Origin of the sequence: Mesorhizobium sp. M0296, assembly GCF_040321675.1 — a bacterium.
GTDB lineage: Bacteria > Pseudomonadota > Alphaproteobacteria > Rhizobiales > Rhizobiaceae > Mesorhizobium.
In genome coordinates, this window is sequence record NZ_JAMYRZ010000003.1 from 108,987 (window position 1) to 121,894 (window position 12,908).

Annotated in this window: 11 protein-coding genes; 4 read left to right on the forward strand and 7 right to left on the reverse strand. The window is 63.1% G+C overall.

The genetic code is table 11. The features are described 5' to 3' along the window. Positions 1-65 precede the first annotated feature (65 nt). The 4 genes from NKI97_RS04720 to htpX form a co-directional block, all read right to left on the reverse strand. A complete protein-coding gene (locus tag NKI97_RS04720) occupies positions 66-1,814 on the reverse strand; it encodes a heparinase II/III family protein (RefSeq protein ID WP_352451233.1) in 1,749 nt (582 codons plus the stop codon). 146 nt (positions 1,815-1,960) lie between these two features. Then, positions 1,961-3,307 (reverse strand): RsmB/NOP family class I SAM-dependent RNA methyltransferase, encoded by a 1,347-nt coding sequence (locus NKI97_RS04725; RefSeq protein ID WP_352683673.1) that lies wholly within the window; start codon positions 3,305-3,307, stop codon positions 1,961-1,963. Further along, positions 3,304-3,630 carry a hypothetical protein gene (locus NKI97_RS04730; protein WP_352832902.1) on the reverse strand — a complete coding sequence of 109 codons (327 nt, stop codon included), beginning with the start codon at positions 3,628-3,630 and terminating at the stop codon, positions 3,304-3,306. Before NKI97_RS04730 ends, NKI97_RS04725 begins: the two co-directional genes overlap by 4 nt. Further along, on the reverse strand, positions 3,627-4,643 hold the full coding sequence (htpX, locus tag NKI97_RS04735; protein ID WP_352832905.1) for a zinc metalloprotease HtpX: 1,017 nt from the start codon (positions 4,641-4,643) through the stop codon (positions 3,627-3,629). Before htpX ends, NKI97_RS04730 begins: the two co-directional genes overlap by 4 nt. A 116-nt stretch (positions 4,644-4,759) precedes the next feature. Between htpX and NKI97_RS04740 the strand changes: the two genes are divergently transcribed. Next, positions 4,760-4,972 (forward strand): DUF1674 domain-containing protein, encoded by a 213-nt coding sequence (locus tag NKI97_RS04740; protein WP_352832907.1) that lies wholly within the window; start codon positions 4,760-4,762, stop codon positions 4,970-4,972. A 17-nt stretch (positions 4,973-4,989) separates the two neighbouring features. Here the strand turns inward: NKI97_RS04740 and NKI97_RS04745 are convergent, their stop codons facing one another. After that, on the reverse strand, positions 4,990-5,661 hold the full coding sequence (locus NKI97_RS04745; protein ID WP_352832910.1) for an HAD-IA family hydrolase: 672 nt from the start codon (positions 5,659-5,661) through the stop codon (positions 4,990-4,992). Positions 5,662-5,838: 177 nt separating this feature from the next. Here NKI97_RS04745 and NKI97_RS04750 point away from each other — a divergent pair, with 177 nt between their 5' ends. From NKI97_RS04750 to NKI97_RS04760, 3 genes are all read left to right on the forward strand, one after another. After that, positions 5,839-6,708, forward strand: a complete 870-nt coding sequence (locus NKI97_RS04750) for a transglutaminase-like domain-containing protein (protein ID WP_352681794.1) — start codon at positions 5,839-5,841, stop codon at positions 6,706-6,708. A 329-nt stretch (positions 6,709-7,037) separates the two neighbouring features. Continuing rightward, on the forward strand, positions 7,038-8,399 hold the full coding sequence (locus tag NKI97_RS04755) for a pilus assembly protein TadG-related protein (RefSeq protein WP_352832913.1): 1,362 nt from the start codon (positions 7,038-7,040) through the stop codon (positions 8,397-8,399). A gap of 388 nt (positions 8,400-8,787) precedes the next feature. After that, a complete protein-coding gene (locus NKI97_RS04760; RefSeq protein WP_352742879.1) occupies positions 8,788-10,056 on the forward strand; it encodes a class I SAM-dependent methyltransferase in 1,269 nt (422 codons plus the stop codon). Here the strand turns inward: NKI97_RS04760 and NKI97_RS04765 are convergent, their stop codons facing one another. Together NKI97_RS04765 and acs are read right to left on the reverse strand one after the other, a co-directional pair. Next, positions 10,057-10,800 carry an MOSC domain-containing protein gene (locus NKI97_RS04765; protein WP_352742881.1) on the reverse strand — a complete coding sequence of 248 codons (744 nt, stop codon included), beginning with the start codon at positions 10,798-10,800 and terminating at the stop codon, positions 10,057-10,059. Then, a complete protein-coding gene (gene acs / locus NKI97_RS04770; RefSeq protein ID WP_352749367.1) occupies positions 10,800-12,755 on the reverse strand; it encodes an acetate--CoA ligase in 1,956 nt (651 codons plus the stop codon). The genes NKI97_RS04765 and acs overlap by 1 nt, the downstream gene beginning before the upstream one ends. Positions 12,756-12,908 lie beyond the last annotated feature (153 nt).

Genomic DNA, 12,908 nt, shown 5'->3' on the forward strand with positions numbered 1-12,908 from the left:
TTCTGGTTGGAGAGCGTCCGCGGGCCGTAGCATATGAGGCCCGGAAATCAAGCCGCAAGACTTGATCAGTGTCTGCCGTTGCCATCGGCTTCAGCTTTTTCCGGACGGCCGGCGATGATGGTGCGCGTCAATTGCCAGTGGACCTCGGAAATTTCCGAGGCCTTGAACGCAAGCACGATCTGGCGGCTGCGGCGCGGGCCGCCAAGCCCTGCGAAATAGATCGATTCCTCGACCTCGGGCACCACTTCGGTAGAGGTAAACACCCAGGTGTCGGCATGGTCGGCGGCCAGCACCAGACGGTCATGCTCATCCTGGAGCAGGCTTATATCGGGATGGACATGGAAACGCACCGTGACGAAGTCACGGCCATTGTTGCGGATAGAAGCGCCGCCCGGGCGCAGGAAACGGTCCCTGCCGGCAAGCACATTGCCGTCGGTCGATAATTTCAGCTCGCGCTCATGCAGGAAGCCGAAGCGCGCCACATAGCCGTCATGGCGGGCGATGAAGCCCTGGCTGCCCTTCTGGTCGGTGCGCTTGCAAGGCACATGCTGCGGCCCGCCGATCAAAGGCGTGCCGAGCAGGTCGTTGACGCGCAAGGAGTGATTGAAACGCGCCGACGACGTGTCGTTGATGGTGGCGGTCGAGTGGGCGGCGGTGGCGCGGGCAAGCGGCCGGAACTCGGCGGCGCCATAAGTGTCTATTCCGGCGTTGACGATATAGTGCTGGCGGCCCGACGATAATTCGAAGGCGAGGCATCCGGCGTGAGCGGCATTGGATACGTCGACGGGGGGCGGCAGGCCGGTATCGGCGATCACAGTGACACCGCCCATCGACAGGCGCTCATAACCCGAATGCGGCGCGTGCAGCAACGGTGCGCCGGCGGTGTCGTCGTGATGCAGGATGCTGGCGATACGGTCGTGAATGGTGGCGCCCATGCCGTTGAAGCGGGCAAGGCTGCCGTCCTGATGGCGAAAGAAGCGCAGTGCCGGCAGCATCCGGTCGATGGCTCCGATCAGGGCGGCCGGCGGCGTCTCGGCCTGATTGGCGTATGTCTGGCGCAACGGCAGAAGGTCGGCGAGGATTTCAAGCACGGTCATCGGATTACGCGAGAGATGGCCGCCGTCAGGCAGGATCTGGCGGTCGAGCTCCTCGGCGAGATTGCGGGTGGCACCGCGTAGCGCCGAGGCCGGCGCCGGCAGCGACAAAGCGGCAAAGGCCAGCGCAATGCGGGCGCGCAGCCTGTCCTTGCCGTCCGGCATCTCGCGCACCATGGCGCGCAGATAGCGGATCTGGACGGCGAGCGATTTCAAGAACGCGCGGTAGAACGGAAATTCGGCGCCCTGCAACACGATCGACGAATGCTGCAGCCAGGCAATGACACGCTTGGCCGTCGTGCCAGGCTCCCAGGCGACGCCGGAAATATGGCTGCCATGGATTGCAATCCAGTCGGAAACCAACGCCCGCGCGTTGGCGGCGGCGAGCTCGGTACCGGCGGCACGCATATGGCGCAGCCAGCGAAAGCCATGCAGCGTTTTCTGCCAGCCGGGATTGGGCACGTCGATCTGGAAGGGCGATTTGCCGCCGGTCTCGACCAGATGCCCCGAAAGCGGATAGCGGCCGTAATAGATCTCGAGCGCGATCTGAGGATCGGCGAGCCGCAGGTCCGGTGGGGCGATCAGGACGCGCTCCGGCGTACGGCCTGAGTAGCGCCAGCGATAGAGTGGCCCGGCGCGCAAGCGCCGGCGCGTCTTGCGCCAGAACTCCCTCGCGACAAGCGTCCACAGACGCGTCGTGTTACCGGCAGCGATTGCCAAAACCCCTCCTGATCGTCCTCACCCAAGCACAAGTTTATATGATTCAAGAACTTGTGCGAAGGCGAATTCCGCGGCAGTGGGGCCGTTCAGCCTGTTTTCCATGCCTCCTCGCCCCAAGAAGCCGGACGGCGCTTCAGGATCGGCCCTTAGCCGGCTCTGCGCATGCGGGCGGCGAAGAAGCCGTCCAGCCCGGAGCGGCCCGGCGAGCCTAGCTCCAGATCGGCAGGCGTGGTGCGCAACGTGCCTTGCGGCGTCAGAAACGGGTCGATGCCGGCGATCTCACCCGGCCGAAGCGGGTCGTCGACAATCTCCGCATTGCCGGCGAGAAAGTCGCGATAGAGCTCTTCGCCTTCCAGCGGATCGAGCGAACAGTTGGAAAAGACGATGCGTCCACCAGGCTTGACCAGGGTGACGGCGCGGGCAAGCAGCCGGCGTTGCAGGTCGGCCAGTTTTTCCACGTCGGCCACCGTCTTCGTCCAGGGGACGTCGGGATGCCGCCGCACCGTGCCGGTCGAAGAGCAAGGTGCGTCGAGGAGGACGGCGTCGAAGAGGTCCTTCGGCTCGTATTTGAGCAGATCGGCCTGGACGATCTCGGCGGCCAGACCGAGCCGTTCGAGGTTCTGCGTCAGCCGTGCCAGCCGCGTTTTGGACATGTCGAGCGCGGTGACGTGGGCGCCGGCGAGGATCAGCTGGGCGGTCTTGCCGCCCGGCGCGGCGCAGAGGTCGGCGATTCGCAAACCATTGATGTCGCCGAACAGCCGGGCCGGCAGGCTGGCCGCTGCATCCTGAACCCACCAGGCGCCTTCCCCAAAGCCGGGCAGTTCGGTCACGGAAGCGCTGAGCTTTTCCACCCGCACCGTGCCGGTCGGCAAGACAAAGCCGCCGAGCCGTTCGGCCCACAGCGCCGGGTCCGACTTGACCGAGAAATCGACCGGTGCCTCATGGCGATGGGCGAGCAGTATCTGCCGGGCCTTGTCGAGGCCGTAGACTGTTTTCAAACGGTCGGAAAACCATTTTGGCGCCTCGTCGGTAGCGGCAAATGCTGCGGCGAGCTCGTCCTGCTTGGCCCGCGCCAGCGTGCGCAGCACGCCGTTGACGAGGCCGGAAAAGCGCGCCGTGCGCGGATCGGACTTGGCGTGTGTCACGGCGAGGTCGACGGCGGCGCTGTCGGGAACATCGAGGAACAGGATCTGCGCTGCCGCCACATGCAAAATGTGCGAAAGCGCCGTGGCGTTGGGCGGCAGCGGCTTTTCCAGGCGACGGGCCAAAAGGCCTGATATGGTCATGCGGTAGCGCAGGGCGGTGACCAGAATGGCGCGCACCAAAGCGCGGTCGCGCAGGTCGAGCGCCTTGTATTGTGGATGGCCGTTTTCATGGTCGGTCAGCCCGTCGAGCGGCGTTTTCGCGTCAATGACGGCGGCAAGCAGGCGCGCGGCTGCCTTGCGCGCGGCGAGACCGCGAGCTTCTGAAGCCTCACTGTGAGTTGGCCTCATTGTGTCGGCGATCGGTTGACTAGTTTAAATATAGCGCTGACAAAATCTTCTTTGCTTCCTAGGGGGGAGATCACCTGAATGTAGTCTTTTTCAACCGTGCCGACATAGTCCGCGACTTGCTTTGGAGATGCACCATCCCCGACAAGTCGGACGATGTGGCGGAGATAGCTGTCATATTCATCTTCAGGAAGTGGGCGAAAGCCCAGATCACTTGATGTTGCTATGCTCGCCATCGGTATGCCGATAGGGTTCCAGTGCCTTGCACAAAGATCGCGCATTTCCGCCAGCGAGATCCCGCCTTTTTTGTCTGTCGCGCTCGTCACGACCACGGACCTTTGGGTCCGGTCGGATTGCGTCCCCAGGGATTGGGTCTCGGCTTGGCCGGCTCAGGCGGCCTCTCGGGCCGCGCGGCCCTGTCCCACGGACCAGACGGCTGCTGCCCGGTCCCTTCCGGCGCCGGCCTTGACGTCGCGGCCGCTTCGGGTGCGCCGGCCATTTCGCTCGCCATCCTCTGCAACGCGGCGATGCGGTTTTCTGTGCTCGGGTGAGTGGAAAACAAACTGTCCATGCGCTCGCCGGAAAGAGGATTGATGATGAAGAGATGGGCGGTTGCCGGATTGCGCTCGGCATCCGGGTTGCGGATGCGTTCGGCGCCCCGCGCGATCTTGTCAAGCGCCGAGGCGAGCCACAGCGGGTGTCCACAGATTTCGGCACCGCGCCGGTCGGCCTCGTATTCGCGGGTCCGGCTCACCGCCATCTGCACGATCATGGCGGCCAGGGGCGCAACGATCATCGCCACCAGCACGCCGACGATGCCAAAGGAATTGTTATTGTCGCGGTTGCCGCCGAAAAAGAAGGCGAAATTGCCGAGCATCGAAATTGCGCCGGCAAAGGTGGCGACGATCGTCATGGTCAGCGTATCGCGGTGCTGCACATGGGCGAGCTCGTGTGCCATCACCGCCGCGACTTCTTCATGCGATAGCCGCTCGAGCAGGCCGGTGCTGGCGGCGACAGCGGCATTTTGCGGATTGCGGCCGGTGGCGAAGGCATTGGGCTGCGGATTGTCGATGAGATAGGTTCTCGGCATCGGCAGGCCGGCACGTTGCGCGAGACCCTTCACGATGGCGTAATATTCAGGCGCGTTGCGTTCGTCGACTTCGATCGCACGGTGCATCGACAGCACCATCTTGTCGGCGTTCCAATAGCTGAACAAATTGGTGCCGGCGGCGATCAGCAAGGCAATCATCATGCCGCCGGATCCGCCGACCAGATAGCCGACGCCCATGAACAGGGCCGTCATTGCGGCCAAAAGCATGGCGGTGCGAAGGGTGTTCATCGTCTGCTCCATTTTGGCCCAACAAAGGAGTCGATCCTTGTGGGCCCATCGCTATAGGATGGGAAACAGCGGTTCCCGTTTCAATCGGGGCCTGTTTCAATCTAGCGGAAGATCGCATGTTCGACAAAACCAGCCAAACGCATGCTAACGGCTCGCCGCAAAAGCCGCTGACCCCGGCAGCCAGGCGCGCCTTGGTCGAGGCCGAGGTCCGGCGGGAGAAATATCGCGAGCAGGAAGCCACGCTGCCGAGGGAGATCGGCGGGCGCGGAGGCAAGGAGCCCGGCCGCTACGGCGACTGGGAGGTCAAGGGCCTGACCAGCGACTTTTAGCCCAGGCAGGGTGCTAGTCAAACAGGCAGCGCGGCCCGCTCCACTCCGATGGCAATCCAGCCGCTGGAATCGACGGCGATGCCGATCGCGTCATAGCCGACGATGGCGGCATGCGGCGTCTCCAACGGATGCCGGTGCGTGGCGCTGATCACCACGATTGCAGCGCCCGCGGCTTCGGCCGCCGCTATGCCGGCCGGCGCGTCCTCGAAGACGAGGCAGTCGCCCACATCGACGCCGAGCCGTTCGGCCGCCAGCCGGAAGCAGTCGGGCGCCGGCTTGCCGCGCGATACATCCTCCGCCGCAACAATCACGGCGGGAGCCGGAATACCCGCGGCCTGCAGGCGCAGCAGGGCGAGCTCGCGCGGTGCCGAAGTGGCGATCGCCCAGCTTCCAGGCGGCAGCGACGCCAGGAAGGCCGCGGCGCCGGCAATCGGGCGAATGCCCTCGACATCGGCCGCCTCGGCCTGCAAAAGCGAATCGGCTTCGCGGGCAGGATCGACGCCTGGGAGCGCCAGCCGGCCGATGGTCTCGATCGCCCGCACGCCGTGGATGGTCGGCAGGAATGCGGCGACGTCAAGACCTTGCCGATGCGCCCACGCTGCCCAGACCCTTTCCGCTGCGGCGATCGAATTGAGAATCGTGCCGTCCATATCGAACAGGAAGGCCGCGAATTTTCTGCCTGCAAACATCGGTTTCCCGGGGTCATCTTGGAGGGATTATTTCGAAAGACGCGTGTCAATCGACCGTAACGTTGCCGCGTCCGTATGGGAAGCCGCGAGGCGTCGTTTTTGACGACCACAAGGAACCGCCACGCACTGTCCCGCGTTGATCGGCACTATCTTCCATGACGATCGTAGGGGAGGGCGATGCTGATTCGGCTCGGCTATGAAATTGCCATTGAATGCGTTGCAGCAACGCCGGTCGTTTCATTGCTCGATATCCACAGGGATCGCCAGGCCGACATCAAGCGGCAGACGCGCGTGCTGACCTCGCCGTCGGTCCCGACCAGGGTCTACCACGACCTTTTCGGCAATAGCTGCCGCCGCTTCACGGCGCCGGCCGGAAGCTTTCGCATCCTCTATGACGCGGTGGTCGAGGACAGCGGCGAGACGGACGAAGTCAACACGCTGGCCAGGGAAGTCCCGGTTGCCGAATTGCCGGACGAGGTGCTCGGCTATCTGCTCGGCAGCCGTTACTGCGAGACCGACCATCTCGGCGATCTGGCCTGGCAACTTTTCGGCCAGCTTCCGCCGGGCTGGGCGCGGGTGCAGGCCATCGTCGACTATGTCCACAACCGCCTGTCCTTTGGCTACGGCTATGCGCGCTCGACCCGCACGGCGGCGCAGGCGCATGAGGAACGCGTCGGCGTCTGCCGCGACTTTGCCCATCTGGCGATCACGCTCTGCCGCTGCATGAACATCCCGGCCCGCTACGTGAACGGCTATCTCGGCGATATCGGCGTGCCCGCCGATCCGGCGCCGATGGATTTCTCGGCCTGGTTGGAAGTGTTCCTCGACGGCAGGTGGTACACTTTCGATCCTCGCCACAATGTGCCGAGGATCGGCCGCGTCGTCATCGCCCGCGGCCGCGACGCCACCGACGTGCCGCTGCTGCACAGTTTTGGCCCGCATCGGCTCACCCTGTTCAAGGTCTGGACGCACGAGCAGGAAGGTAATCTGTTCAAGCCGCCTTATCGTGGCGTCGACAAGACGGTCAGCGCACGGATGCTGGCCTAGTCTTTCGGGACACATTCACAGTCCGTGTTTCCATTTCCCGCCACCGCGATCGTGCTGAACCGGTTCGATACATCTCGTCTGTACCGGATTGGGACGCAGTCCAGTCGTCCTGAATTGCGAGCCTGTTCGTGGTAAGCGCTTTGTCAACAAAGCCGTGCCGGCGCAGCTTTCGTTTACCCGCTGTTTACCCTGCCGCCGCTCGAAACCGTTTGGAAACAATGACCTGATCGCGGGCCGGTCGCTTTCCCGGGCCTTGCGGCGCGATCCGGCCGGATTCCTGCAATGCGCGTTCGGACAGCTGCAGGCTGTAGCGAATGGAGGCGGAAGGAATGCGGCGTTTCGGGGGTCTTGGTCAGACGATCGGCGGCTTTGCCGGGGATCGCAGCGGAAATTTCGCGGTCCTTTTTGGGATAGTCGGCTCAGTGCTGGCACTGAGTGTCGGCCTTGCGGTCAACGTGTCCCAACTCTACAATGTAAAATCGAGCCTGCAAGGCGTGGTCGATGCAGCGGTCACCTCGACGGCCCGCGACCTGACAACCGGCGTCATCAGCGAGGCCGACGCCAGCAAATCGGTGCAGGCCTTTCTCGATGCCAACAGCACGGCGGGTATCCTCCAGGACAACCAGATCGTCCTCGACAATCTGGTTGTCGACAGGACAGCCAAGACTGTCCAGGCGGACGTCCATGTCAACGTCAACTACTATTTCCCGCTTTTCAGCACGGTTGGCATGCAACGCGTCCCCGCATCGACGATGGCGCTCTATTCGGACAAGCAGATCGAAGTCGCGATGATGCTGGACGTGACCGGTTCGATGGCCGGCCAGAAAATCATCGATCTACGGGCGGCCGCGGCGAATGCCGTCGACAGTTTCCTGGGCGGCCAGGACCCTGCCAACCCGCGAGTGCGCGTCTCCATCGTGCCCTACGCGAATTCGGTGAATGCCGGCGCGCTTGCCGTCAGCAGCGTCTATGTGGAAACCACCGCCAGTCAACGCAAACAGGCGCCGGCCAATGACGCCGTGCAGTATGTCTCGGGCTTTATCCGTCCCGATAATTGCGCCACCGAGCGCAAGGGGATCTATCAGTATTCGGACGCAGGCCCCGACGCCAGCATGGTCAACCGCGACTACCTGCTGTCGTCCTTCGCCTGGCAAACCGGCACCGCCGCCTGCCCGAGCGCCGCGCTGATGCCGCTGACAGCGGATGCGACGGCGCTCAAGACGGTCATCAAGAATTTCGTCGCCTCCGGCGGCACCGCCGGCCATATCGGCGTGCAGTGGACCTGGTACATGCTCTCGGAGAACTGGGGGGGCATCATGAGGACTTCGCAGCGGCCGGCCAAGATGGATCCAAAAAAGGTCGCCAAAATCGCGATCCTGATGACCGACGGCGAATTCAACCTGTCCTACTTCGATGCGAGCACGGTGAGCGACGTTTACAATGACGCTGGCAAGGAGCCGACCCGCACGGCAGCCAAGAAACTTTGCGCTGCCATGCGCGACAAGGGCATCGAGATCTTCACTATTGGGTTTGACCTAAACGAAACGAATGCCAAGGCGACGCTCCAGGATTGCGCGAGCCCGGACACCGCCAAGATCAAGCACTTCTACCAAGCTGCCAATGGAACCGAACTCAACCAGGCTTTCCAGGACATAGCGCGCAACGTCGAGATGTTGACCGTAACCAAATAAGGGACAACAGCCCAAAAAGGAAAAGGCCGCCGCTTCTTGCGAAGTCGGCGGCCTTCCGTGTTTCCGTCCATGGCGCGGCTCCTGGCGGCGACGGTTGGTCGCCAGCCGCGCATCTCGCGCCTTAACGGGAAGACTGCTTCCCGAAAGTGCAATCCGCTGAGGCCACGTTCTGGAAAACGAAATCACTCGACATCGGATCACCTCCTTTCGATTTGTTGAACACTTCCTCATGATGGGGTGTCATCCGGCAAATGGCAAGGCGCGGCACCCGAAAATCCTGAACAACCGTGCTTGCGCACCCAAGCGGCTTGCGGCCGGCCGATCGGGCAGGCAAGATCGAGCCGCTATTGTTCCGGGCCACTATTTTGCCGGGTAAGGGAGGACGGGGATGGAGGCAGCCGAGAGAGCGGCCCGGATTGTTCGGACGGTCATCGAGACGCTGAAGCCGGGTTTTGCGGTGAGGCTGTGGACAGGCGAGCGGATCGGCCCGGCTGCCGGCCCGGTGCTCACCATCAACGACCAGGACATCGTCTGGCAGATCGTACGTCGGCCCTCTTTATCGACGCTGATCGAGATGTGGATTGCCAAGGCGGTCGACGTCGAAGACGGATCGCTGTTCGATTTCTACGCCTTGCCCACGCAGGGCAAGCTCAGGACGAAGCTCAAGACATTGCCGAAGCTGGCGATCCTGCGCGACCTGCCGGCGGTGCTGTTTTCGCGAAAACAGATGACGACGCGAACCGATCTTTCCGGCCGCAATCCTTTCGTCAGCGGTTCGAGCAAGGAGGCGATCCAGCATCATTACGACATTTCCAACGCATTCTACCGGCTCTTCCTCGACGAGCGCATGGTCTATAGCTGCGGCTACTTCAAGGATTTCGCCAACGATATCGATCAGGCCCAGAGAGACAAGCTCGACCATATCTGCCGCAAGCTTCGGCTGAAGCCCGGCGATAGATTGCTCGACATCGGCTGCGGCTGGGGAGCGATGCTCATCCATGCGGTGAAGAATTATGGCGTCGTCGGCCACGGCGTCTCGCTATCGGAAGCACAGACCGAGCTCGCCCGTGAACGCATCCGCGCCGAGGGGCTGGAGGACCGCATCACCATCGAGATAAAGTCCTATGCCGAGCTGTCCGGCTCCTTCGACAAGATCTCGTCGATCGGCATGTTCGAGCATCTGGGGCTTGCCAACCATGCGGCCTATTTCTCGAGGATCCATCGCCTGCTCAAGCCGGGCGGCATCTATCTGCACCACGCCATCACCCGGCGCGACAAGGGCAGCTTGAAGAAGACGCTGCGCAAGGGGCCGGAATTCAAGGCGCTGATCAAATACATTTTTCCGGGCGGCGAACTCGATACGATCGGCATGACGCTGGGCAATCTCGAGGCGCACGGCTTCCTCGTCTACGACGTCGAAAATTTGCGCGAGCACTATGCGCGCACCTGCAGGCTATGGGCCGAGCGCCTCCACGCACGCTTCGACGAAGCTATCGCCGAGGTCGGCGAAGCCAAGGCGCGGCTCTGGCTGCTTTATCTCACCGGCTGCTCGATTACCTTCGAACGCGCATCGGCGCAGGTTTTCCAGACCGTCGCCACAAGGCGCGCGCGTGGGCCGAGCGGCCTGCCGCCGACGCGGGCGGATTTGTACCGATAGCTACAGGAGGCGCATCGTGGCGCCGATCTCGACGCGGCCCGGTCGATCGACGGTGCAGTAGACGCCGAGGTTATGGGCGTTGTGGCGGACCAGGCTGCGCAGGATTGCCGGGTCGTGGTCGAACCCGTCCTGGCCAATGATGGTGAAGCCGCAGCGGCGGCACGGCTCGGAGATGGTCAGGAGCAGGTCGCCGATTGCCAGCTTGCGCCCGATCCATTCCGTCTCGGGGAACGATCCCTCGACCTCCGGCATATCGACGACGATGTTGGGGCGGAAGCGGCGCGCGTCGGCGGTGCCCTCTGGATGCAGCACTTTCAAACGCGCCAGTGAGGCGGTGGTCAGCAGATGAATAGGGGCTTTGACGTAGCGTTCCGTCAGCAGAGGGCCGGCGTAATCCGGAGCCGCATTTTCCCGACGGAACGGCCGGATGGAAGCCGCAAAGCCGAGATAGGCGCAAATGGCGCGGTCACTTTGCGCGCCAGGTGCCGAAAGCCAGCGTCCGTCGGGGATGGCGACCTCCAGCCTGCCGGCCTGCGACAGCCGGGTGCGGATGCGGGGCACCTTGTGCCATTTCGCTTCGCGGTCGGGCCGTGCGATTTCATCGGTCGAGGTATCGACAAGACCAAACAGGCGGTCGCCTTCGACGGTATGCCAGTCGACGGAGATCGCCTGCTGAAACTCGCCGGCGAGCGAGCTCGCGGGATAGCGCCAAAGCTCGGTGACGGCGCCCAATGCGGGTTGCATCAGCCCTTCTTGTTTTGCCGGTTGGCGATAAGGTCGTCGACGACCGCCGGATCGGCCAGCGTCGAGGTATCGCCGAGCGCGGCAAAATCATCCTCGGCGATCTTGCGCAGGATGCGCCGCATGATCTTGCCGGAACGCGTCTTCGGCAGGCCGGGCGCGAACTGGATCTTGTCGGGCGAAGCGATGGCGCCGATCTCCTTGCGGACATGGGCGACGAGCTCCTGGCGCAATTCCTCGCTTGGCGTCTCGCCGGCCATCAGCGTGACATAGCAGTAGATGCCCTGGCCCTTGATATCGTGCGGGTAGCCGACGACGGCGGCCTCCGAGACCTTCCCATGCGAAACCAGCGCCGATTCGACCTCGGCGGTGCCCATGCGGTGGCCGGAGACGTTGATGACGTCGTCGACGCGGCCGGTGATCCAGTAGTAGCCGTCAGCATCGCGGCGGCAGCCGTCGCCGGTGAAGTATCTGCCCTTGTAGGTCGAGAAATAGGTCTGCACGAAGCGGTCGTGATCGCCATAGACGGTGCGCGTCTGGCCCGGCCATGAGTCGGCAATACAAAGATTGCCGCTGGCTTCGCCTTCGAGCACCTTGCCGTCGGTATCGACCAGCAGCGGCTTGACGCCAAAGAAGGGCCGCGTCGCCGAACCCGCCTTGAGGTCGGTGGCGCCCGGAACCGGCGTGATCATGATGCCGCCGGTCTCGGTCTGCCACCAGGTATCGACGATCGGCACCTTGCCGTTGCCTACGACGTTGAAATACCACTCCCAGGCTTCCGGATTGATCGGCTCGCCGACGGTGCCGAGCACGCGCAGCGACTTGCGCGACGTTTTGGTGACATGGGCATCGCCGGCGCCCATCAGCGCGCGCAACGCCGTCGGCGCCGTGTAGAAGATGTTGACCTTGTGCTTGTCGATCACGTCCCAGAAACGCGACTGCGACGGGTAGTTCGGCACGCCTTCGAATATCAGCGTGGTGGCGCCGTTGGCGAGCGGCCCGTAGACGATATAGCTGTGGCCGGTGACCCAGCCGACATCGGCGGTGCACCAGTAGATATCGCCGTCATGATAGTCGAAGACATATTGGTGGGTCATCGAGACATAGACGAGATAGCCGGCGGTGGTGTGCAGCACGCCCTTCGGCTTGCCGGTCGAGCCGGATGTGTAGAGGATGAACAGCGGGTCCTCGGCGTTCATCTTCTCGGGCTTGCATTCGGCCTTAACCGTGGCGACCTCGTCATGGTACCAGACGTCGCGCCCGGCGGCCCAGCCGGTCTTGCCGCCGGTGCGGCGCACGACCAAGACCTTTTCGACTTTCGTTCCGGCCTTGGCGGCGATCTCGATCGCCTTGTCGGTGTTCTCCTTCAGCGGGATAGGCTTGCCGCCCCGCAGGCCTTCGTCGGCGGTGATGACGAAGGTCGACTTGCAGTCATCGATGCGTCCGGCCAGCGCATCCGGCGAAAAGCCGCCGAAGACGACCGAATGAATGGCGCCGATGCGCGTGCAGGCGAGCATCGCATAAGCGGCCTCCGGGATCATCGGCATGTAGATGGTTACGCGGTCGCCCTTCTTGATGCCGTGCTTTTTCATCACATTGGCGAGGCGGCAGACATGCGCGTAAAGCTCGTTATAGGTGATCTTCCTGTCGTCGTAGGGATTGTCGCCTTCCCAGATGATGGCGGTCTGTTCGCCGCGCTTCTTCAGATGCCGGTCGATGCAGTTCCAGGAAACGTTGGTCTGGCCATCCTCGAACCATTTGATTGAGACCTGGCCGTCGAAGGACGTGTTCTTGACCTTGCTGTAGGGCTTGAACCAGTCGATGCGCTTGCCGTGCTTGCCCCAGAACTTGTCCGGGTTCTTGACACTGTCGGCGTACCATTTCAGGTAGGTGTCGTTGTCAATCAGCGCGTTCTTCTTCCACGCCGGCTGGACGCGATGGACATGAACATCGGACATTTCTTCGCCTTCCTCCCCAAAACCAAACCGCCGGCTTGACTGCCGGCAGGATCGCGGCGATGCGGCCGCGAATTCGCGCGCATTATTAACAGTTCGGCCGCGACGGCAACATTAGACGTTGGATTCGCGCGGCGGGATGCCGCAGGTGCTTTG